The sequence below is a fragment of the Streptomyces sp. ISL-98 genome, assembly GCF_018614055.1.
GTDB lineage: Bacteria > Actinomycetota > Actinomycetes > Streptomycetales > Streptomycetaceae > Streptomyces > Streptomyces spiramyceticus.
Genome location: NZ_JAGGPB010000020.1, coordinates 83,473 through 105,818 on the forward strand (window position 1 = coordinate 83,473; position 22,346 = coordinate 105,818).

The window sequence follows — 22,346 nt, forward strand, 5'->3', positions numbered from 1 at the left end:
CCAAGCAAAAAAGTACATAAACGTATATTGGGCGACACGGCAGTCATTCGCCTGTTACGCGGAATAAGCGCGTGTCGTTGGCAGCATGGCCGCGTGACTCAAGTGACTGGCCCTCTGTTGCTGTCCGTGCACAGCCGCTCTTCGGCGCAGGCCGCCTGTTTTGTACGGGGGGCCATCGCGGCGGGGCTCGGGCTGGGCTCGCTGGCCGCGGTGGTGATGGTGCTGTGGATCAGCTCGCCGTACCCCGACAGCGGGCCCGGCGCTGCTCTGCACGTCGCCGCCGGGCTGTGGCTGCTCGCCCACGGCACGGAAATCGTCCGGTACGACACGCTCTCCGGTGTCCCCGCGCCGGTCGGGCTGACCCCGATGATGCTCGTCGTGCTGCCGGTGTGGCTGGCGCACCGGGCCGCCCGGGATGCGCTGGAGCCGGAGGAGGGGCGCGCGAAGCCGTCGGCGGGCGTTGCCTTCTGGGGCGTGACGAGCGGGTACCTGGTGGTCGGTGCGGGCGCGTTGTTCTACGCGTCGGGCGGGCCGCTGCCCGCCGCGCCGCTCAGCGCCGCGCTCCATCTGCCTCTTGTCGCGGCGACTGCTGCGGCCGCTGGGGTCTGGACGGCCAGTGGGCGTCCGCGCGGCCCCCTGCCTCGCTGGGTGCCGCAGCGCGTGAGGGAGGCGCTTGCGCGCTCCCGGACCAGGGCCGCGGTTCTGGCCGGGGGCGCCGGGGTTGTGGCGCTGGTGGGCGGTGGCACGCTGCTCGTGGCGGCCTCTCTGGTGTGGCACACGGGGTCGGCGCAGGGTGCGTTTCTGCAGCTCGCGGGGGCGTGGTCGGGCCGGCTCGCGTTGATGCTGCTGGTCGTGGCTCTGGTGCCGAACGCCGCCGTGTGGGGCGCCGCGTATGGTCTCGGACCGGGCTTCGCCCTTGGTACGGGCGCCACGGCGACGCCGCTGGCCGTGGCGGGCACCCCTGCGCTGCCCCACTTCCCGCTGCTCGCGGCACTCCCGGGCGAGGGGGCGGCGTCACCCGTCGCCTGGGCCTCGCTCGCGGTGCCGGTCGGCGCGGCGGGCGCGGTCGCGTGGTTCACGGTGGCTACGGCGGCGCCTCCCTACGCCCTGCGCGAGGAAGCGTGGGGCTGCCGGGATACGGCGGTCACGGCGGCGCTGGCGGGCGTCGGCTGCGGGGTGGCCGCAGCGACACTCGCGGCGCTGGCCGGCGGGCCGCTGGGCGTCGGGGACCTGACGCAATTCGGGCCGGTGTGGTGGCGTACGGGCGCTGCTGCGCTGGTGTGGACAGTCGCACTCGGAGTCCCGGGCGCACTGACCCTCCGCGCCTGGCGGCTGCGCGCACGTGCGCCGCAGTCATGGTGGGGGCGGCGGGGTGCGCGGGCAAAGGAGGCAGGGGAGGGCGAGAGGACGCCGTGGTGGCGGAGGGGGAGCCGGGCAGCCGTGCCGAAGGCCGGTCCCTCTACGGAGGGGACGCCGCAGCGGCGAAGGACTGGGGCCCCGGCGGACACGCGCGCTCTGGTCGCTCATACGGCTGCTGTTACGCCCAGCGGGTCGGCCCCGTGGTGGCGCAGAGGCCGGAGTGCGGGGGATGCGGTTGTCGGTGACGGCGTGCCCAGTGCTCGGCGGCGTGGGCTGCGGGTCTCCGCGCAGGCTCGCAAGGCAGCCACCCCCGCTCCTGAGCAGTCGGCGGCGGGGCGGGGTGGGGGCCGCCGTGCGGGTGTTGGTGCTGCCGAGCCCGTGGGCAGTGGATCGGTTCGTGCCGGTCTCCAGGCGTCCGCTGTTGCGCCCGGCGAATCGTCCCCGTGGTGGCGCCGGGGTACCGCGGGTGCCGGTGTCGGTGATCCTGCGCCCGCTGCTCAGCCGCCCGGGGCCGGAGGGCCGGGGGTGGGTGGCGCCCAGCAGGCGGAGGTGGCTTCCGGTGCTTCCGGCAGGTCCTCGGCCTGGTGGTGTCCTGGTGGTGGCGAGGCCGGTCCCGGTGAGCGGGACAGTGGGCAGGTGCCCTCCCCGGGCGTCGCCGGGGCCGAGGAGCGCTGAGCGGCTACTCCTTCACGCCGAAAATCGGGCGCAGAGACTTCGGCAGCAGGTCGTTGCAGGCCACCTGTGCGGTTTGGGTGAGGGAGTCCTCCACGCACGTGTAGTAGTCGCGGTAGACGAGCTGCACAGTGAAGGTCGTCGCCACGATCGCCAGTGCCAGCACCGCCGTCACCAGGCCGCTCACCGCCGCCGTCGTCTGCGGCCTGTTGCCGGTGCCGGCACGCGCCGGGGGCCCCGCCGGAGACTGTCCCGCAGCCGCCTCCTGGCGATCGCGCGGCTTCGCGCGCAGTGAGCTGATGCCCCAGTAGAGCGCGAGCGCCCCGAGCAGCAGCGCCACCTCGGGCAGGTCGAAGAGGGCGAAGAAGAAGGCCCACATGCCGGAGAGCAGGGCGTAACGGGCACGTCGCTGCATGGGGTCCGTCGGATCCCAGCGCATTCCTGTGCTGCCGTTGCCGCCGCTCGGTCCTTCGGGGCCGCTCTGGCGTCCGCCGGGGCCGCCGAAACCGCCGCTCTGGCGCCCCGGCTGGCGCGGGCTCCACTGGCTGCCCCCGTTCGGCCGTTCCTCCGGCGAGGAGTCGGAGGAGCCGGAGGAGTCTTCAGGGTGCTTGCCGCCCGGCTCGTCGTTGGACGGCTTGCGCGGCTGCCACGGCTGGTCCGGCCTGCCCTCGGGCGGCGGCGCGAACGGATTGTCGTCCCCCTGCGGCGACGAGGGCGGGGTCGACGAGGACTGGCGTTCCCGCAGCAGCCACTGAGAACCGCCCTGTCCCGCATACGACTCGGACAGCGGCAGGCGGAGAGCCGCGCGGCGGCGTCGGTCCGTCATCTGGTGAACGTCTTCCCCTCAGACCCCGTGCACAGAGGGTCTTGTGTCGTCTGTTCCCGTCCGGAGACGGATTGTTTCCGTCCATAAACGGAACCTGTCCCCTGACGCTACCTCCCGGCCGTGCACCCGTCCCGTGGGGGCCGCTCGGTGTGCCGGTATCGTTGCCGACGGTCGGCGCCTTCGTAGAGTTCCCCGTATCGGGGGGCGTGATTCGTTCGTACGACCACACAAACCGCACCATCCGCGAGAAAGAGCCCCGCCGTGGCCTCCCCGCCGTCCCCGCCCTTCCCGCCGTCCGCCCGCACACCGGCCCGCCTTGTCGTCCTGGTCTCCGGTTCGGGTACGAACCTTCAGGCTCTCCTCGACGCCATCGGCGACGACCCCGCCGCCTACGGCGCGCAGATCGTGGCCGTAGGCGCCGACCGGGACGGAATCGCGGGTCTGGAGCGTGCCGAACGCGCCGGGCTGCCGACCTTCGTCTGCCGCGTCAAGGACTACCCCACCCGCGAGGAGTGGGACCTGGCACTGGCCGAGGCCACAGCGGCGTACGAGCCCGATCTGGTCGTCTCCGCGGGCTTCATGAAAATTGTGGGGAAGGAATTCCTCGCGCGCTTCGGCGGGCGGTTCGTGAACACCCACCCCGCCCTGCTGCCCAGCTTTCCCGGATCCCACGGCGTACGCGACGCTCTCGCGTACGGCTCGAAGGTCACCGGGTGCACCGTCCACTTCGTCGACGACGGTGTCGACACCGGCCCGATCATCGCGCAGGGCGTGGTCGAGGTGCGGGACGAGGACGACGAAGCCGCTCTTCACGAGCGGATCAAGGAAGTCGAGCGACGGCTGCTCGTCGATGTCGTGGGGCGCATGGCCCGTAACGGCTTTCACATTGAGGGACGAAAGGTAGTTGTCAAGTGACCGCCGAAGGTACGAAGCGGCCCATCCGCCGCGCGTTGGTCAGCGTCTACGACAAGACGGGTCTTGAGGAGCTGGCCCGAGGTCTGCACGAGGCGGGGGTGACCCTGGTCTCCACCGGCTCCACCGCCGGGAAGATCGCCGCGGCCGGGGTGCCGGTCACCAAGGTCGAGGAGCTCACCGGGTTCCCCGAGTGCCTGGACGGCCGTGTCAAGACGCTGCACCCGCGCGTGCACGCCGGCATTCTCGCCGACCTGCGGCTCGACGCGCACCGCGCGCAGCTGGACGAGCTCGGCGTCGAGCCCTTCGACCTCGTCGTCGTGAACCTCTACCCGTTCAAGGAGACCGTCGCCTCGGGCGCGACTCCCGACGAGTGTGTCGAGCAGATCGACATCGGCGGCCCGTCGATGGTGCGCGCCGCCGCCAAGAACCACCCGTCGGTAGCGGTCGTCACCAGCCCCGAGCGGTACGCGGACGTGCTCGACGCCGCCAAGGGCGGCGGCTTCGACCTGACGACGCGCAAGCGCCTCGCGGCGGAGGCCTTCCAGCACACGGCGGCGTACGACGTCGCTGTCGCGTCCTGGTTCGCCGCCGACTACGCGGCGGCGGACGACAGCGGCTTCCCGGACTTCCTCGGTGCGACGTACGAGCGCAAGAACGTCCTCCGTTACGGCGAGAACCCGCACCAGCCCGCCGCGCTCTACGCGTCCGGTACGGGCGGCCTCGCCGAAGCCGAGCAGCTGCACGGCAAGGAGATGTCGTACAACAACTTCACCGACACGGAGGCCGCGCGGCGTGCCGCGTACGACCAGGCCGAGCCATGTGTCGCGATCATCAAGCACGCCAACCCGTGCGGCATCGCCGTCGGTCAGGACGTGGCCGAGGCGCACCGCAAGGCCCACGCATGCGACCCGCTGTCCGCCTTCGGCGGTGTGATCGCCGTCAACCGGCCGGTCTCCGTGGCGATGGCCGAGCAGGTCGCCGAGATCTTCACCGAGGTCGTCGTCGCGCCCGGCTACGAGGACGGCGCGGTCGAGGTGCTCGCCCGTAAGAAGAACATCCGCGTGCTCGTCTGCCCCGACGCCCCGTCCGACGTGGTCGAGGTCAAGCCGATCGACGGCGGCGCGCTGCTGCAGGTCACCGACCGCCTCCAGGCCGAGGGCGACGACCCGTCGAGCTGGACGCTCGCGGCCGGCGAGGCGCTGTCCGAGGGCGACCTCGCCGAGCTGGCCTTCGCCTGGCGTGCCTGCCGCGCCGTGAAGTCCAACGCGATCCTGCTGGCCAAGGACGGCGCCTCCGTCGGCGTCGGCATGGGGCAGGTCAACCGTGTCGACTCCGCGAAGCTCGCGGTGGAGCGGGCGGGGGTGGAGCGGGCGCAGGGTTCCTACGCCGCCTCCGACGCGTTCTTCCCGTTCCCGGACGGGCTCGAGGCCCTGCTGAACGCCGGGGTCAAGGCCGTGGTGCAGCCGGGCGGTTCGGTCCGTGACGAGCTGGTCGTCGAGGCCGCGAAGAAGGCGGGCGTGACGATGTACTTCACCGGCACGCGCCACTTCTTCCACTGATTCGAAACGCACTGCACGGGAAGGCCGCGTCCCCTTTCGGGGGCGCGGCCTTCCCGTCGTGTGCGCAACCTCTGACTTCACAGGTGCCGGGAGAGGCACCACCGGTGGTTCGCTCTTCTCACGGCGCAGTTCGGTGTCCACGGGGGGTACCGAGGGCCGTGACGAGAGGAACCAAAGTGCACAAGTTCCAGGGGAAGGCCGCCGCGCTTCTGATCGCGTCCGCGGCCACGGTGGGAACCCTCGCAATGTCGTCGCCGGCGTCCGCCGCCACGTCGGGGCAGGTGGCTGTCGCGTCGCAGGATTCGGCGGCGCGGGCCGTGTGCAGTTCGTGGCGCACGATCAGGACCAGTCAGGGCAAGCTCATTTACAAGGAGTGCCGGACGAAGGTCAACGGCAGGTACTACTCCAAGGTCGACGGCCGGGTGGACGACACGCGGCCCGGCAACGGCCGCTGCGTCTACGCCACCATCAGGATCGGCTCGTACAAGCAGACCGAGCGTGACTGCGGCACCGGCTACAACAACTTCAAGACCGGCTGGAAGCGCGGAGCCGACGCCAGGGTGACCCTGGGCTGACCCGGCCGGCAGCCCCGGCCGGAAGGCTGTGACGGGCCCTGCCGGACGCCGGCGTCCGGCAGGGCCCGTCACACTGCGCCGTGTCAGCAGTGCGTGATCCAGCGGTGCGACAGCGGCGCGTACTCGCCCGTCAGATTGCCCTGGGTGTTCACCGTGGAGCAGCCGATCCGCGCGTCGCCCTTGACCGCCCGGTCGTCGCCGTACGCCTTGGGCCTCCAGTCGCGCTCCCAGTAGAACGCGAGATCGTGGGTCGTCCTCGACTCCTGGTCGTTATTGAAGACCGACCGCACATTCCGGGTGCGGCTCCACTCGCATGTCTCGCGACCCGAACGCCAGTCCTTGTCGTTGCCGCGCCAACTGCACATGAGCCCATTGCCGTTGCGCTCGCTGAAGAAGCACACGGAACCCGCCTCGCAGCGGTGGTATCCGTACGTCACAGGCTCCTCCCGCAGCGCGGTCGTCAGCGCGACAGCGAGCGCCGCCGCCCCTGTCGCCGCGATCGCTGCCATGTACGCCGGGCGCAGTCCCCTGCCTCTACGGAAACGGAAACGGGAACCCAGCCGGGGCAGTTTCGCCGAACGCGCCGCACCCGCCGCCTCTTCCACCCGGCGCAGCAGCGAGGCCGTGTCCTGCCCGGCCCGCTCCTCGTGCGTACGGGCGAGGCAGTCGGTGACGATCTGCCGCCACTCGGCGGGCAGTTCGGCGGAGAGCCGCAGATCGTCGGCGCCGCGTGCATAGCGGACCGCCGCGTCCCTGCGAGCCGCCGGCGTGCCGCCCGGCAGCGGCGGCGAACCGGTGAGCACGACGTGCGCGAGGACGCCGAAGGCCCAGATGTCGGCGGTGGGGCGGATCTGCTGGCCGTGCTCGCCCATCTCGGCCCAGAGCAGCTCCGGCGGTGTGTAGTCGGGTGTCGCGAAGGCCGCTGTGTAGGCGTGCGTACCGTCCATCTCGGCCGCCATGTTGAAATCACCCAGGCGTGCGGAACCATCCGCCATCAGCAGGACGTTGGCTGTTTTGAGATCACCGTGGACCCAGCCCGCGTGGTGGAGCTGGTGCAGGCCCTCGCAGATCTGGGCGAGCAGCGCGGGGCCCGTCGGCGGGCGGGGCGACCGGGCCAGCAGCTCGTCCAGTGACGTCTCGGCCTGTTCGAGTACGAGCACGGTGGCGCCGTCGAGTCCCGGCTGCGCGGCGTCGTCCACCGTCAGCGCCTCGTACATCCGGATCAGCCGGGGATGGCGGAGCCTGCGGTGCAACGCCAGCTCGCGCTCGGCGAGCTCCTGTAAGTGGCGCAGCTGCCGGGTCGTACGGGTCCCGGTCGGCAGGAACTTCAGCGCGGCCCGCCGCGGCAGTCCGACGCCCTGCCCGGGCCCTGCGGGCCCCGCGACGCGGCGTGCCGCGTAGACGCTGGCGAAGGCCCCGGACGCGAGGTGCTCGCCCACCTCCCAGCGCCCGACCCGGTAGCCCTTGGGTACGGCGACGGCGATGGTGGAGTGCGGCGGCCGGCCGGTCACGGCTGCACCTTCCCGGCCTGCCCGAGGGACGGGAGGCCGCGCAGATCGGTCTCCTGTACGAGGTCGAAGCGCAGCGCGAGCGAGACCAGCGATTCCTTCTTGCCGTTGAGGCGGGGTCCGCAGTCACCCGTGTCCGGGGCGGGCTTGAGACGCAGCTTCACCGCCAGGTAGTCGATGTTCCACTGCACAGTGGCCCGATTGGCCGACGGCCAGCCGGGCCGCAGCCGCTCGACGGCCTGCTCCATCGTCGGCAGCGGGGCGTGCGGCTCGCCGCGCAGCCGCGGCTCGCACAGTGCGGTCAGTACGGCGAAATAGCGCTTGGAGCGGTCGAGCGCGAACGCCGGTGCGGTGGCGGCTCCTTCGGTCGCTCCCGCCGCTTCCGCCCCTTCGCGCGGCCCGCTCGCGTAATCGTGCCGAGGCGCCCACACCTCGAAGCTGAGCAGGTCCCCGGCGGCGGGCAGTACCACCCGCGAGAACTCGAACGGCACGGGTGCGTCGAGTCGGCCCGGCGCCACCTTGATGTGCTCGCCGGCCCCCTCCGGGTTCTCGACGACGTACGTCTGACGGGCGCTGAGGTTGCTGAGTACCCAGTAGGCGCCGTTCGCCGTGATCTCCCCTGCCGACCGGGACACTCCGTCGTGCGCGATGGAGAGCCACTTGCCCCCGGGCGGGGACGAAGAGCGCCCGAAGCGGAGAGTCTCGCCCGGTTCGAGCCGGACCTGGTCTCGCGGTCCCGCGCTGTGTGCGGGCACCACAATGATGCTGTGCATCTCTGGTTCCTTCCCCCGATGGACCAGCCAGACAGCCTAGGGAGAAAAGAGCGGCCGGAGAAAGGCCGAAGGCCGCAATTCCCATAGGAATTGCGGCCTTCGGAACCCGTCAGTGCTGCTTTCAGAAGCGCGGGCGGTTGAACCAGGCGCCGCCGTCCTGCTTGCCGACGAACACGGCGATCAGGATCGCGAGAACCGTGTGCACCAGGCCGACCAGGACGAACGGGTAGATGCCGAGGATCGCGGTGATGATGCCGAACACCAGCGCGGTGATGCGGATGCCGTTGCCGCCGCTGCCGAACTTCACGGCGAGGAAGATCGCGAGCGCGCCCCACAGCAGGATCGCGATGGTCGCGGCCCACAGGCCACCGGTCGAGTAGTCGGCCAGCTGCTGGAACTGAACCTCGTCCTTGAGGGCCGGGTCGTCCTGCGCAGCGCCGATGGTCGCGGCGGAGAGACCGCAGAGGATCGCGCCGAGGACCTGGAAGCCCGCGATGACGTACAGCATGACGCGGGCGGCCTTCACGCCACCCGGCATCTCCTGCGGGACGCCGGGGTAGCCGCCGCCTGCGTAGGCCTGCTGGACCGGGGGCGCCTGCGGGTAGCCGTAGCCGGGCTGGCCCTGCGGCGGTACGCCCTGCGGCGCCTGCTGCGGGTAGCCGTAGCCGGGCTGGCCCTGCTGGGGCTGCTGGCCCTGGGCGTACGGGTTGTTCGGGTCGCCGAAGCTCATGGCGGGTTTCCTCCGTTGGAAGTGCTGGGGACGACGCGGCCGGCGCGGAAGGAACTGCACCATGACAAGCCGTCTGCCCCCCGCCGCTGCCCGCGGCACTGCGCCGATCATCGTCGTAGTTGTGTCGTTAATTTGTCCAGTCGGTATCCGTATGTGTTGTGCAAGTGCAACCTCACAGGCGCTCGCGGGCCGGTCTTTGGCGGCCGGATTGGAACCAGAGCGGGTCCATCCGCGAGGATGGGCGGCATGACCGCCCAGATTCTCGATGGCAAGGCCACCGCAGCCGCGATCAAGTCCGACCTGGCCGCCCGCGTGGCGGACCTCCTGGCCAAGGGCATCGTCCCCGGGCTGGGCACTCTGCTGGTCGGCGACGACCCGGGCAGCAAGTGGTACGTCGCGGGCAAGCACCGCGACTGCGCCCAGGTCGGCATCGCGTCGATTCAGCGCGAACTGCCCGCGACCGCCTCCCAGGAGGAGATCGAGGCGGTTGTACGGGAGCTCAACGAGAACCCGGAGTGCACGGGTTACATCGTCCAGCTCCCCCTCCCCAAGGGCATCGACACCAACCGCGTCCTGGCCCTCATGGACCCGGCCAAGGACGCCGACGGCCTGCACCCGATGAGCCTCGGCAAGCTCGTGATCGGCGAGCCGGGCCCGCTGCCCTGCACGCCGTACGGCATCGTCCAGCTGCTCCGTCACCACGGCGTGGAGATCAACGGCGCAAACGTCGTGGTCGTCGGCCGCGGCATCACCATCGGCCGCCCCATGCCGCTGGTCCTGACCCGCAAGTCCGAGAACGCGACCGTGACGCAGTGCCACACCGGTACGCGCGACCTGGCCGCGCACCTCAAGCAGGCGGACATCATCATCGCCGCGGCGGGTGTGCCGCACCTGATCAAGCCCGAGGACGTCAAGCCGGGCGCGGCCGTGCTCGACGTGGGCGTGAGCCGTGACGAGGAGGGCAAGATCGTCGGCGATGTCCACCCGGGCGTCACCGAGGTGGCCGGCTGGGTCGCCCCGAACCCGGGCGGTGTCGGCCCGATGACGCGCGCCCAGCTGCTGGTCAACGTGGTGGAGGCAGCAGAGCGAGCCGCTGCCGACGCCGACGCTGCCACGAGCTGAGCGGGAAGGAAGTGCCTCCCATGGGTGCCAGTACGAGCAGCCCGGACGACCCGGCGACCGCCCGCCGGGGCGACGCCGACGCGGTGCAGGACGCAGGCCCGGAGGACACGACCGCAGCCGGCTCCGTCGCCGCCCGTGCGGCGGCCCCCGAACAGCAGCCGCTCGCCCCCGGGTCGGGCGGCCCTGAGGGCGCCGCGCTTGAGGACGACGTGCCTCTGGCCGGGGACGCGGGGCTTGCCGGTTCTGCGGCCCACGGGCCGGACGGCCCCCGGTCCGACGGCTGTGCGGCTCCCGAGTCCGGCGGGGCCGGGCCTGAAGGATCCGGCCGCGAACGCGGCACGGCTCCCGCGCCCGCCGCGCCCGTCCGGTCGCGGCGCTTTCCGCTCTTCACCCGCGACACCGCACGCCCCGAGGGCGGCGGTCGCGCCGCGCCCGGGGGCGCGGCCGCGCCGGTCCGGCAGTGGCCGTTCCTGACCGTCCTGGGGGCGGTGGCGCTCGGGCTGCTGCTCGTGGGCGTCAACGCCTTCGGCATCGGCTTCCGGCTCGGCACGCTGCTGATCGGTCTGGCCCTGATCGCCGCCGCCGTGCTGCGCCGGCTGATCCCGTCAGTGGGCATGCTGGCGGTGCGCTCGCGCTTCACCGACATGGCGACGTACGGACTGTTGGGCATCGTCATCGTGCTGCTCGCACTGATGGCGCAGCCCAAACCGTGGCTGGAAATCCCGTTCCTGGAGTCGGCGGTCCGCTTCACCGTGCGCTAGAGGTCTGTCCCGTACGCTCGGATCGCTGTCATCCGGCCTCGCCGACCCAGCCGAAGCGTGAGAGGGATGTTCCGCCTCATGGCCAAGATCAAGGTAGTCAACCCCGTCGTCGAGCTCGATGGCGACGAGATGACCCGCATCATCTGGTCCTTCATCAAGGACAAGCTGATCCTTCCGTACCTCGACGTCGAGCTGAAGTACTTCGACCTGGGCATCGAGCACCGCGACGCCACCAACGACCAGGTGACCGTCGATGCCGCCAACGCCATCAAGGAGCACGGCGTCGGGGTCAAGTGCGCGACGATCACGCCGGACGAGGCCCGGGTCGCCGAGTTCAAGCTCAAGGCGATGTACCGCTCGCCGAACGGCACGATCCGCGACATCCTCGGCGGCGTGATCTTCCGTGAGCCGATCATCATGGAGAACGTGCCGAGGCTCGTCCCCGGCTGGACCAGGCCGATCGTCGTCGGCCGTCACGCCTTCGGCGACCAGTACCGCGCGACCGACCTCAAGGTCCCCGGCGAGGGCACCCTCACCATGACCTTCACCCCGAAGGACGGCTCGGAGCCGATCGAGCTCGAGGTGTACGACTTCCCGGGCGCCGGTGTCGCGCTGTCCATGTACAACCTGGACGCGTCGATCCGCGACTTCGCGCGCGCCTCGTTCGCGTACGGCCTGAGCCGGAATTTCCCGGTCTACATGTCCACGAAGAACACGATCCTCAAGAAGTACGACGGTCGCTTCAAGGACCTCTTCCAGGAGATCTTCGACGCCGAGTTCAAGGACCGGTTCGACGCGCAGGGGCTCACCTACGAGCACCGCCTCATCGACGACATGGTCGCCGCCGTCATGAGGTGGGAGGGCGGTTACGTCTGGGCGTGCAAGAACTACGACGGTGACGTCCAGTCCGACATCGTCGCCCAGGGCTTCGGCTCACTCGGCCTGATGACCTCGGTCCTCATGTCCCCCGACGGCAGGACCATCGAGGCCGAGGCCGCGCACGGGACCGTCACTCGTCATTACCGTCAACACCAGGCGGGCAAGGCCACGTCGACCAACCCGATCGCGTCGGTCTTCGCCTGGACCCGCGCTCTCGCCCACCGCGGCAAGCTGGACGGCACCCCCGAGGTCACGAGGTTCGCGGAGGCGCTGGAGCAGGTCTGCGTCGAGACCGTCGGGGGCGGCCAGATGACGAAGGACCTGGCGCTGCTCGTGTCCAAGGACCAGCCGTGGCTGACGACCGAGAAGTTCCTCGACGCGCTCGACGAGAACCTGCAGAAGAAGATGGCGGGGACTGAGTACGGCTCCGGGGCCTGATCCGCCCGGTCGGCCCGATCCGCCTGATGAGCGAACACGACGGCGCCCGTCCTCTCCCCCGAGGGAGGACGGGCGCCGTCACCTGCTCAAGCGTCATGGACGCGCCAAAGGCGATCAAGGGCCGGTTACGCCCTGTAGCACGGAGGTGACCATTCCGGCACCCCGCGAACACTGCGCAACAGGGGGGTTACGGGCGGATCCGGGCGGCGGCAGATGGGACACTGTGCAGGGAATTCGGGACCGGGGGCGCGCAAGGGGGCTCGCCAGAGTCCTGAATGCTCCCGTGCGCTCCCACCCGAGGAACTGACATCCTGGCTTTGCGCATCCCTCTGAGTAGTCCGGAGTAGTCCGGAACGACGCGGAGGGCGGGGCAGGGGGAGCACGAGAGCACGGGGCACATCAGGCACATATGGGGGGACAAGGGGGGAAGCAATGCCTCGTTGGAAAGCTCTACCGGAGGAACTCGACCCACAGGTCAGGGAATTCGCGAGCCAGTTGCGCCGGCTCGTCGACCGGAGCGGTCTCAGCATCGCGGCGGTGGCGGACCGGACCGGGTACAGCAAGACGTCCTGGGAGCGCTATCTGAACGGCCGGCTGCTCGCGCCGAAGGGCGCGGTTGTGGCACTGGCCGAGGTGACCGGTACGAACTCGGGCCACCTGACCACGATGTGGGAGCTTGCGGAGCGCGCCTGGAGCCGTTCCGAGATGCGCCACGACATGACGATGGAAGCCATACGGATCTCCCAGGCGCGCGCCGCGCTGGGTGAGTTCGGCCAGAGCCCCGCGCCCGTCAAGGGCGGCAGGTCGGCCCGGCGTACCGCCACGGACTCCGCCCCCGGACCGGCTGCCGCGGGAGTCGGAGCCGGTGCGAGCTCCATCGGCAGTCCGGGCCTCGGCTCCGTGGGTACGGGCACGGGCGGGCGTATGCCGGTCACCGCGCCGCCCGGCTCCGGCATACCGCCGCAGTCGCCTCCCGGCGGTTTCGGCGGCGGCTCCGGCTCGCCGGACGGCCGTCGCAGGCGCAGGAAGGTGACGATGTTCCTCGCGGGTGTCGTCGGCGCGCTTCTGGTGATAGCCGCGGCCGTGCTGCTGACCGATCTCGGCGGCAAGGACAAGGACCCCGTCGCGAACACCAAGCCCACGCCCAGCCCGACCACTTCGGCGCCCGAGCTGCCGCTCGGCGTCAAGTGCAGCGGCGACGACTGCACGGGCGAGGACCCGGAGAACATGGGCTGCGGCGGCGAGTTCGCCAGGACGACGTCCAGCGTGACCGTGGGTACCGCCCTCGTCGAGGTCCGGTACAGCAAGACGTGCGGGGCGGCGTGGGCGCGTATCACCCAGGCCACACCGGGCGACAAGGTGCAGGTCACGTCGGCCTCCGAGGCCGGTGACAAGGGCCAGAACGGCACGGTCAACGCGGACAAGGACGCGTACACGCCGATGGTCGCCGTCACCAAGGCCGCCGACGCGAAGGCCTGCGTCACCCTGACGACCGGCGTGAAGGGCTGCACCACCACGCAGGAGTGACCGACGAACAGAAGTTGGTGAAGCAGGTGGAGTAAGGGGGAATGCCCGCGCCATTACGGGGCAGGCGCACGGTATCCCCCCACGGGTGCACAGCCCCCTGTGCAGGCCGTCCGCGCTCCCCCCTCTGGCGCGGACGGCCGCCCGCTTTCGGGGGTATGTGCGCGGCACCACATGGGGCCGGGGGACCGGCACTGCCGGGGTCGGATAGCCTGACCGCTGGATATCTCTTCACGTCAAGATTTGCGCGATGTGCGGAGATGTCCCGCACCAGGGGCAGGGACCCCCAACCGCCAGCTGTCTTACGGAGATCGCCATGACCCGCACTCCCGTGAATGTCACCGTCACCGGCGCGGCCGGCCAGATCGGTTACGCGCTGCTTTTCCGCATCGCATCCGGCCACCTGCTCGGCGCGGATGTGCCGGTCAAGCTGCGTCTCCTCGAAATCCCGCAGGGCCTGAAGGCTGCTGAGGGCACCGCGATGGAGCTCGACGACTGCGCCTTCCCGCTGCTCCGCGGCATCGAGATCACCGACGACCCGAACGTCGGCTTCGACGGCGCGAACGTGGCGCTCCTCGTCGGCGCCCGCCCCCGTACCAAGGGCATGGAGCGCGGCGACCTGCTGTCCGCCAACGGCGGCATCTTCAAGCCGCAGGGCAAGGCCATCAACGACAACGCCGCGGACGACATCAAGGTCCTCGTCGTCGGCAACCCGGCCAACACCAACGCGCTCATCGCGCAGGCCGCGGCCCCGGACGTACCGGCCGAGCGCTTCACCGCGATGACCCGCCTGGACCACAACCGCGCGCTCTCGCAGCTCGCGAAGAAGACCGGCGCCACGGTCTCCGACATCAAGCGCCTCACGATCTGGGGCAACCACTCGGCCACGCAGTACCCGGACATCTTCCACGCGGAGATCGCCGGCAAGAACGCCGCCGAGGTAGTGAACGACGAGAAGTGGCTCGCCGACACCTTCATCCCGACCGTCGCCAAGCGCGGCGCGGCGATCATCGAGGCCCGCGGCGCGTCCTCGGCCGCTTCGGCCGCCAACGCCGCCATCGACCACGTGCACACGTGGGTCAACGGCACGGCGGACGGCGACTGGACCTCGATGGGCATCCCGTCGGACGGCTCGTACGGCGTCCCGGAGGGCCTCATCTCCTCCTTCCCGGTCACGACGAAGAACGGCAAGTACGAGATCGTCCAGGGCCTGGACATCAACGAGTTCTCCCGCGCGCGCATCGACGCGTCGGTGCAGGAGCTCAAGGAAGAGCGCGACGCGGTCCGCGAGCTCGGCCTGATCTAGTACGACCCTTTACGCACGGAGGTCCCGGCCCACTCGGGTGGCCGGGACCTTTTGCGTTCCCGCGCCAAGTTCCGCGCGGCGCCTTGCACTTCAGCTTCGGAATGTAGTACTTCTTATATATGAGCGAGCAGGTACACAACAGGCTGGCGATGGTCCGGGCCGAGCGCAAGGTGTCCCGGCAGGCGTTGGCCGAGGCGGTCGGGGTGCACTACCAGACCATCGGGTACATCGAGCGCGGGCAGTACAACCCGAGTCTCGACCTCGCCCTGAAAGTCGCCGAGTTCTTCGAACTGCCGGTGGAGGCGCTGTTCTCCCTCCGGCCGTTCCGGCCGCTCACTGATGAGGTCTACGGGAGGAAGCAGTAATGACCGCAGTTACGGGCGCGGGTGCAGGCACCGGCGCCAAGGGCACGCGCTACGACCGGCGCATGTTCGCGCTGATGAACCGGCCGGAGGGTGCCGCCCTCCACGCCACGGCGAGCCGCAGGCGGATTGTCGTCGGCGCCCATGTGCTGCTGACCGTCGCCTCTGTCGCGGCGTGGAACCTGGTCGTCTTCGGGGAGCGCCAGGTGTGGGCCCTCGTCGTCACGCTCGCGCTGCTCCTGCCCTGGTGCTTCGCGACCGGCGTGATCAACAGTGCCACCCGTGGCCTCCTGGAACTGCGTGGCCGCGTTCTGGACGAGCGGCAGCTCGCCGAGCGCGACCGGGCCCGCGCGCGTGCGCACCGTCTGACGTCCGGGCTGCTGCTGGCTGCCGCTCTCGGGGTCGGTGCGGCCGGGTGGCTCGGAGATGTGCGGGTCGAGGGGCTGATCGCGCCCGTGCTGATCGCCGTGCTTGTCGCGCACTGGCTCATGCCGCTGTGGGTGGCCGGCCTGATGGTGCGGGACGATCCCGCCGACACGTCTGTGGACGACTGAGTGAGCGAGTCGTACGCCTGAAGGGCCGAGGGGTGTGGCGACGCCACACCCCTCTGTCGTACCCGTCGCCTCTTCGCACCAAAATGACCCTTTTTGACCGATCGCGGTCGTGATACAGGGCACTTTCGGACACCTATTGCGCATGGTTCCCGGCCCCGGGGGGAGGGCTCCAGGCTGCTGGTTACAAACCGGCGAGGAACATAACGGGAACGGAAGGCAAAACGCGACGTGTCGGCACAACAGACCATCCATGTGGGCGGAAAGTGGCAAGCAGCCGCTTCCGGCGCCACGCGCGAGATCATCGACCCCGCGGACGCCAAGCCCTTCGCCGTTGTCGCCGAGGGCGGTGCCGCGGATGTCGATGCGGCCGTGGGGGCTGCCCGTACGGCCTTCGACACCGGCGAGTGGCCCCGTACCCCGGTGGCCGAGCGGGCCGCGCTGCTGCGCCGCGTCGGTGAGCTCCTCCAGCGTGACCGCGAGGAGATCGCGCTCCTGGAGAGCCGCGACGCGGGGAAGACGCTGGAGGAGGGCCGGGTCGACGTCGACTGCGTGACCGACGCCTTCCGGTACTTCGCCGACCTCGTGATGAACGAGAGCGGCGGCCGCGTCGTCGACGCCGGTTCCCCGGACATCCACAGCGTCGTCGTGCACGAGCCGGTCGGCGTCTGTGCGCTCATCGCGCCATGGAACTATCCGCTGCTCCAGGCCAGCTGGAAGATCGCCCCGGCTCTCGCCGCGGGCAACACTTTTGTGCTCAAGCCCAGCGAGATCACCCCCCTGACGACCGTCGCGCTCGTCGAGCTCCTCGTCGAAGCGGGCCTTCCCGCCGGTGTCGCCAACCTCGTGACCGGCGCGGGCGACCCCGTCGGCGCGCGCATGTCCGAGCACCCCGACGTCGACCTCGTCTCGTTCACCGGCGGCCTCGCCAGCGGCACGAAGGTGATGCAGGCCGCCGCCGTGACCGTGAAGAAGGTCGCGCTGGAGCTGGGCGGCAAGAACCCCAACGTCGTCTTCGCCGACGCCTGCGCGACCGAAGAGGGCTTCGACACCGCCGTCGACCAGGCGCTCAACGCCGCCTTCATCCACAGCGGCCAGGTCTGCTCGGCCGGCTCCCGGCTGATCATCGAGGAGTCGGTGCGCGAGCGCTTCGTCGCCGAACTCGCCCGCAGGGCCGCGAAGATACGCCTCGGCCGCGGCACGGCCGACGGCGTGGAGTGCGGACCGCTCGTGTCCGCGCAGCAATTGGCGAAGACCGAGATGTACGTCGCCTCCGCGCTGGAGGAGGGCGCCGTACTGCGCGCCGGCGGCGCGCGGCCCGGGCCGTCCGACGTACGGCCCGAGGGCGGGTACTTCTACGAGCCGACCGTCCTCGACCTGTGCCACGGCGAGATGCGCGTCGTACGGGAAGAGGTCTTCGGGCCGGTCCTGACCGTGGAGACCTTCCACACCGAGGACGAGGCCGTGGCCCTCGCCAATGACACCGAGTACGGCCTGGCGGGCGGCGTATGGACGGCGGACGCCGGGCGTGCGCGGCGGGTCGCGGGGCGGCTGCGGCACGGCACGGTATGGATCAACGACTTCCATCCCTACCTGCCGCAGGCGGAGTGGGGTGGGTTCGGCAAGTCGGGTGTCGGGCGTGAGCTCGGGCCGTCCGGACTGGCCGAGTACCGCGAGGCGAAGCACGTCTACCAGAACCTGGATCCGCGCCCTGTGCGCTGGTTCGCGGGCTGAGGGTTCTTCCCCACCCCATCCCTTCCCGCAGTGACATTTTGCGGCTGCCGCCGCGTGAGGGGCTTCGTCCCGGACCAGTGGCCGCACGAAAGAGGAGCACAACCCATGCCCGTATACGACTACGTCGTCGTCGGGGGCGGCACCGCAGGATCGGTGATCGCGTCCCGTCTCACCGAGGACCCGTCGGTCCGTGTCGCCGTCATCGAGGGCGGCCCCACGGACATCGACCGGCCCGACGTCCTGACGCTGCGCCGCTGGATGGGCCTGCTCGGCGGTGACCTCGACTACGACTACCCCACCACCGAGCAGCCCCGCGGCAACTCCCACATCCGGCACAGCCGCGCCCGCGTCCTGGGCGGCTGCTCCTCGCACAACACCCTCATCGCCTTCCAGCCGCTGCCGTCCGACTGGGACGAGTGGGCGGAGGCCGGGGCCGAGGGGTGGGACGCCGCGGCCATGGGGCCGTACTTCCACAAGCTCCGCAACAACATCGTGCCGGTCGACGAGAAGGACCGGAACGCCATCGCCCGCGACTTCGTCGACGCGGCCCAGGACGCGCTCGGGGTGCCGCGCGTCGAGGGCTTCAACAAGAAGCCCTTCCACGAGGGTGTCGGCTTCTTCGACCTCGCGTACCACCCCGAGAACAACAAGCGCTCGTCCGCCTCGGTCGCGTATCTGCACCCGTTCCTCGACCGGCCGAACCTCCACATCATGCTGGAGACCTGGGCGTACAAGCTGGAGCTGGACGGCACCCGGGCGACCGGCGTGCAGGTCCGGACGAAGGACGGCACGGAGATCCTCGTCGAGGCGAGCCGTGAAGTGCTGGTGTGCGCGGGCGCGGTGGACACCCCGCGGCTGCTGATGCACTCCGGCATCGGCCCGAAGGCCGACCTCGAAGCGCTCGGCATTCCCGTCGTGCTCGACCTGCCCGGCGTCGGCGAGAACCTGCTCGACCACCCCGAGTCGGTCATCGTCTGGGAGACGGACGGGCCGATCCCCGAGAACTCGGCGATGGACTCCGACGCGGGTCTGTTCGTACGAAGGGACCCCGAGAGCCGGGGCCCCGACCTGATGTTCCATTTCTACCAAATCCCGTTCACCGACAACCCGGAACGGCTCGGGTACGAGCGCCCCGAGCACGGTGTGTCGATGACCCCGAACATCCCCAAGCCGCGCAGCCGCGGCCGTCTCTTCCTGACCAGCGCCGATCCGTCGGTCAAGCCCTCGCTGGACTTCCGTTACTTCACGGACGAGGACGACTACGACGGCCGCACGCTCGTCGACGGCATCCGCATCGCCCGCGAGATCGCCAAGGCCGAACCGCTGGCGAAGTGGCTGACGCGCGAGGTGTGCCCCGGTCCCGACGTCACCACCGACGAGGAGATCAGCGAGTACGCCCGCAAGGTCGCGCACACCGTCTACCACCCTGCGGGAACCTGCCGAATGGGCGCTTCCGACGACGAACTTGCCGTAGTGTCACCGGACTTGAAAATCCGTGGCCTCGAAGGCATCCGTATCGCCGACGCATCCGTCTTCCCGACGATGCCAGCCGTGAACCCGATGATCGGGGTCCTGATGGTGGGGGAGAAGTGCGCCGAACTGCTTGCCGCAACCACTACACCGGGAGGTGATGCGTGATGACCGCCACTGAAAAAGCCACCGAAGCAACCACCGAAAAGACAACCGCCACCGAACCGGTCTTCTCCGTTCGTAATCTGTGGAAGGTCTTCGGACCGAAGGCCGACCGCATACCGGCCAGCAAGGAGTACGCGGAGCTGTCCGCCGAAGAGCTGCGGTCCCGCACCGGCTGCACCGCCGCCGTGCGTGACGTCTCCTTCGACGTGCACAAGGGCGAGGTCTTCGTCGTCATGGGGCTGTCGGGCTCCGGCAAGTCCACCCTCGTACGCTGCCTCACCCGCCTCATCGAGCCCACCTCCGGCGCCGTCGCCATCGACGGCGAGGACGTTCTCTCCATGGACAAGTCGCGGCTGCGCGAACTGCGCCGGCACCGCGCCTCCATGGTCTTCCAGCACTTCGGCCTGCTGCCGCACCGCTCCGTCGTCGACAACGTCGCCTACGGCCTGGAAATCCAGGGCATGGGCAAGTCCGAGCGCCGCGCCAAGGCCGCCGAGGTCGTCGAGAAGGTTGGCCTCGCGGGCATGGAAGAGCGCCGCCCCGGTCAGCTCTCCGGCGGCCAGCAGCAGCGCGTCGGCCTCGCCCGCGCCCTCGCTGTCGACCCGGAAGTGCTGCTCTTCGACGAGCCGTTCAGCGCGCTCGACCCGCTGATCCGCCGTGACATGCAGGAAGAAGTCATCCGCCTGCACCGCGAAGAGGGCCGCACGATGGTCTTCATCACCCACGACCTCAGCGAGGCGCTGCGGCTCGGCGACCGGATCGCGCTGATGCGCGACGGCCGGATCGTGCAGCTCGGCACGCCCGAGGAGATCGTCGGAGCGCCCGCCGACGACTACGTACGCGACTTCGTCCGCGACGTACCGCGCGAGCAGGTCATGACCGTACGCACGGCCATGCGCCCCGCCGACGCCGGCGAGGCCGAGACCGGCGCGTCCGTCGCCCCCGACGCCACTGTCTCCGACGCCATCGAGGCCGTCGCCCGCACCGGCGAGCCCGCCCGCGTCATGCAGGACGGCCGCTGCATCGGCATCGTGGACCACAAGGGGCTGCTCGCCGTCGTCGCGGGCATCGGGCCCTCGGACCCGAAGGCGGTCGCCGCATGACGGCGGCCGTCACCGCGCCCGTGAAGGACCGGGCAACGGCAAGCGAGAAGGGCCGGTTCGCCGCCCTTGTACGCCACCGGGTCGGCCGGAAGCTGCTGCCGCTCGCGGTCGCCGCGTTCGTGCTCGTACCGCTCGGGGTCGTGCTGTGGGGCGGCGGCAGCTGGCCCGCCGGCCTGACCGTGGACATCTCCGGGCCCCTCGACGACGCCAACGCGTGGGTCATCGACAACCGCGAGACCCACCCCCTCTTCCTCTACTTCCTCCTGCACCTCTCCAACACCGCCACCGACGCGGTCAACGCCGTCTACAACGGCCTCGACGCGCTCGGCTGGGTCGGCTTCGCCGTCATGGCGGTGCTCTTCGCCTGGCGCGCTGCCGGGCTCGACCGGCGCGGCGCGAAGACCGCGGGCATCGCGGTCGGCGTGTTCGCGGTGTGCGGGCTGCTGGGCATGTGGGACGCGACGCTGCTCACCATCGCCCTGATGGTGGTCGCGGTCGGGCTGGCCTCCGTGGTCGGCATCCTGCTCGGGCTCGCGGCGGGTCTCTCCGACCGCTTCAACCGGATGCTGCGCCCGGTGCTCGACACCATGCAGGTCATGCCGGCCTTCGCGTATCTGCTGCCGTTCGTGCTGGTCTTCGGCACGGGTACGCCCGCGGCCCTCTTCTGCACCGTCATCTACGCCGCCCCGCCGATGGCCCGCCTCACGGCGCTCGGCCTGCGCGGCGCGGACGCCGGTGTGCTGGAGGCCTCGGCCTCGCTGGGCGCCAGCGGCCGCCAGCGGCTGTGGACGGCGCGGCTGCCGCTCGCCCGCAAGGAAATGCTGCTCGGCCTCAACCAGACGATCATGATGGCTCTCTCGATGGTCGTCATCGCGGCCCTCGTCGGCGCCGGCGGTCTCGGCGAAGAGGTCTACTCGGCGCTTTCCACGGTCGACGTCGGCAAGGCGCTCGCGGCGGGCATCCCGATCGTGCTGATCGCGGTCTGGCTGGACCGTACGACTGCTGCGGCGGGCGAGCGCATCGGCACGTCCGTGCCGGGCGAAGGCTTCTCGCTGCTGCACGGCTGGCGAGCCTGGGCCCTGGTCGGCGCCGTCACTGCGGCCGCCGCCGTCGCCGGGCGTGCGCTCGCTTCGCAGACCTGGCCGGAGAGCTGGACGTACAACATCTCCACGCCCGTCAACAAGGCGCAGGACTGGATCACCGAGCACATCTCCTCCGGTGTCCCCGTTCTCGGCGGCACCGAAGTCTGGTCGGAGACCTTCACGCTGTGGGTGCTCAACCCGCTGCGCGACGGCCTGCTCTGGCTGCCCTGGTGGTCCGTGCTGCTGCTCGTCGCGGCGCTGGCGTGGCTGGTCGGCACGTGGGCGACCGCGCTCACGTCGACACTCGCAATGGGCCTCATCGGCGTACTCGGCGTATGGACGAAGTCCCTCGACACGCTGTCCCAGGTGATAGCGGCGCTCGTGGTCACCCTGGCGCTCGGCTTCGCGCTGGGTGTCGCGGCGGCGCGGGCGGGCCGGTTCGAACGGTGGATGCGGCCGGTGCTGGACGCGATGCAGACCATGCCGCAGTTCGTCTATCTGATCCCGGTGGTCGCCCTGTTCGGCGTCACGCGCGCGTCCGCCATCATCGCGGCCGTCGTGTACGCGCTGCCCGCGGTCGTACGCATCACCACCCAGGGCATCAGGGACGTGAACCCCTCGGCGCTGGAGGCCTCGCGTTCGATGGGTGCGAGCTCCCGGCAGCAGCTCTTCCAGGTGCAGCTGCCGCTGGCCCGTCCGGCGCTTCAGCTCGCCGTCAACCAGGGCGTGGTCCTGGTGCTCGCCGTGGTCGTCGTCGGCGCCCTCGTCGGCGGTGGCGCGCTCGGCTACGACGTGGTCAAGGGCCTCTCGCGCGGCGAGATGGGCATCGGCATGACGGCCGGCGCCGCGATCGTCTGCCTCGGCCTCGTCCTCGACCGCCTGACTCAGCCCGGCGCGGGCCGCTCCCGCGGCCGTAACGACAGCTGACCACC

The 22,346-nt window shown here is 70.6% G+C and carries 19 protein-coding genes; 15 read left to right on the plus strand and 4 right to left on the minus strand.

The genetic code is table 11. From position 1 onward, the window contains the following. The first annotated feature begins 93 nt into the window (after positions 1 to 93). Complete coding sequence (locus J7I98_RS14970) at positions 94 to 2,034, plus strand: DUF6350 family protein (RefSeq protein ID WP_214921174.1); 1,941 nt, start codon at positions 94 to 96, stop codon at positions 2,032 to 2,034. A 4-nt stretch (positions 2,035 to 2,038) separates the two neighbouring features. Here the strand turns inward: J7I98_RS14970 and J7I98_RS14975 are convergent, their stop codons facing one another. Then, on the minus strand, positions 2,039 to 2,857 hold the full coding sequence (locus J7I98_RS14975) for a hypothetical protein (protein WP_214921175.1): 819 nt from the start codon (positions 2,855 to 2,857) through the stop codon (positions 2,039 to 2,041). Between the two features lie 261 nt (positions 2,858 to 3,118). Here J7I98_RS14975 and purN point away from each other — a divergent pair, with 261 nt between their 5' ends. From purN to J7I98_RS14990, 3 genes are all read left to right on the plus strand, one after another. Next, positions 3,119 to 3,772, plus strand: coding sequence for a phosphoribosylglycinamide formyltransferase (gene purN, locus J7I98_RS14980; RefSeq protein WP_214921176.1), 654 nt, complete (start codon positions 3,119 to 3,121; stop codon positions 3,770 to 3,772). After that, positions 3,769 to 5,331 carry a bifunctional phosphoribosylaminoimidazolecarboxamide formyltransferase/IMP cyclohydrolase gene (purH, locus tag J7I98_RS14985; RefSeq protein ID WP_214921177.1) on the plus strand — a complete coding sequence of 521 codons (1,563 nt, stop codon included), beginning with the start codon at positions 3,769 to 3,771 and terminating at the stop codon, positions 5,329 to 5,331. Before purN ends, purH begins: the two co-directional genes overlap by 4 nt. A gap of 176 nt (positions 5,332 to 5,507) precedes the next feature. Further along, a complete protein-coding gene (locus J7I98_RS14990; protein WP_214921178.1) occupies positions 5,508 to 5,906 on the plus strand; it encodes a hypothetical protein in 399 nt (132 codons plus the stop codon). Between the two features lie 83 nt (positions 5,907 to 5,989). Here J7I98_RS14990 and J7I98_RS14995 read toward each other — a convergent pair whose 3' ends face one another. From J7I98_RS14995 to J7I98_RS15005, 3 genes are all read right to left on the minus strand, one after another. After that, on the minus strand, positions 5,990 to 7,417 hold the full coding sequence (locus tag J7I98_RS14995; RefSeq protein ID WP_214921179.1) for a serine/threonine-protein kinase: 1,428 nt from the start codon (positions 7,415 to 7,417) through the stop codon (positions 5,990 to 5,992). After that, entirely contained in the window at positions 7,414 to 8,187 is a 774-nt protein-coding gene (locus J7I98_RS15000; protein WP_214921180.1) for an FHA domain-containing protein, read from the minus strand. Before J7I98_RS15000 ends, J7I98_RS14995 begins: the two co-directional genes overlap by 4 nt. 121 nt (positions 8,188 to 8,308) lie before the next feature. Continuing rightward, positions 8,309 to 8,917 (minus strand): hypothetical protein, encoded by a 609-nt coding sequence (locus J7I98_RS15005; protein WP_214921181.1) that lies wholly within the window; start codon positions 8,915 to 8,917, stop codon positions 8,309 to 8,311. A 246-nt stretch (positions 8,918 to 9,163) separates the two neighbouring features. Between J7I98_RS15005 and J7I98_RS15010 the strand changes: the two genes are divergently transcribed. The 11 genes from J7I98_RS15010 to J7I98_RS15060 all read left to right on the plus strand — a co-directional run bounded on the left by J7I98_RS15010 (position 9,164) and on the right by J7I98_RS15060 (position 22,341). After that, positions 9,164 to 10,039 (plus strand): bifunctional methylenetetrahydrofolate dehydrogenase/methenyltetrahydrofolate cyclohydrolase, encoded by an 876-nt coding sequence (locus tag J7I98_RS15010; RefSeq protein WP_214921182.1) that lies wholly within the window; start codon positions 9,164 to 9,166, stop codon positions 10,037 to 10,039. A gap of 20 nt (positions 10,040 to 10,059) precedes the next feature. Beyond that, entirely contained in the window at positions 10,060 to 10,800 is a 741-nt protein-coding gene (locus J7I98_RS15015; RefSeq protein ID WP_214921183.1) for a DUF3017 domain-containing protein, read from the plus strand. A gap of 78 nt (positions 10,801 to 10,878) precedes the next feature. Beyond that, entirely contained in the window at positions 10,879 to 12,117 is a 1,239-nt protein-coding gene (locus tag J7I98_RS15020; RefSeq protein ID WP_214921184.1) for an NADP-dependent isocitrate dehydrogenase, read from the plus strand. Between the two features lie 432 nt (positions 12,118 to 12,549). Further along, on the plus strand, positions 12,550 to 13,644 hold the full coding sequence (locus J7I98_RS15025) for an XRE family transcriptional regulator (protein ID WP_214921185.1): 1,095 nt from the start codon (positions 12,550 to 12,552) through the stop codon (positions 13,642 to 13,644). A 313-nt stretch (positions 13,645 to 13,957) separates the two neighbouring features. Next, a complete protein-coding gene (locus tag J7I98_RS15030; protein ID WP_214921186.1) occupies positions 13,958 to 14,947 on the plus strand; it encodes a malate dehydrogenase in 990 nt (329 codons plus the stop codon). Between the two features lie 119 nt (positions 14,948 to 15,066). Beyond that, positions 15,067 to 15,312, plus strand: coding sequence for a helix-turn-helix transcriptional regulator (locus J7I98_RS15035; RefSeq protein ID WP_214921187.1), 246 nt, complete (start codon positions 15,067 to 15,069; stop codon positions 15,310 to 15,312). After that, entirely contained in the window at positions 15,312 to 15,863 is a 552-nt protein-coding gene (locus tag J7I98_RS15040; RefSeq protein ID WP_214921188.1) for a hypothetical protein, read from the plus strand. The genes J7I98_RS15035 and J7I98_RS15040 overlap by 1 nt, the downstream gene beginning before the upstream one ends. Positions 15,864 to 16,091: 228 nt before the next feature. Next, positions 16,092 to 17,594, plus strand: a complete 1,503-nt coding sequence (locus J7I98_RS15045) for an aldehyde dehydrogenase family protein (protein ID WP_214921189.1) — start codon at positions 16,092 to 16,094, stop codon at positions 17,592 to 17,594. A gap of 105 nt (positions 17,595 to 17,699) precedes the next feature. Continuing rightward, entirely contained in the window at positions 17,700 to 19,232 is a 1,533-nt protein-coding gene (locus J7I98_RS15050) for a GMC family oxidoreductase (RefSeq protein ID WP_214921190.1), read from the plus strand. Next, positions 19,232 to 20,332, plus strand: a complete 1,101-nt coding sequence (locus tag J7I98_RS15055) for a glycine betaine/L-proline ABC transporter ATP-binding protein (protein ID WP_214921191.1) — start codon at positions 19,232 to 19,234, stop codon at positions 20,330 to 20,332. The genes J7I98_RS15050 and J7I98_RS15055 overlap by 1 nt, the downstream gene beginning before the upstream one ends. Further along, complete coding sequence (locus J7I98_RS15060; protein ID WP_214921192.1) at positions 20,329 to 22,341, plus strand: proline/glycine betaine ABC transporter permease; 2,013 nt, start codon at positions 20,329 to 20,331, stop codon at positions 22,339 to 22,341. The genes J7I98_RS15055 and J7I98_RS15060 overlap by 4 nt, the downstream gene beginning before the upstream one ends. Positions 22,342 to 22,346 lie beyond the last annotated feature (5 nt).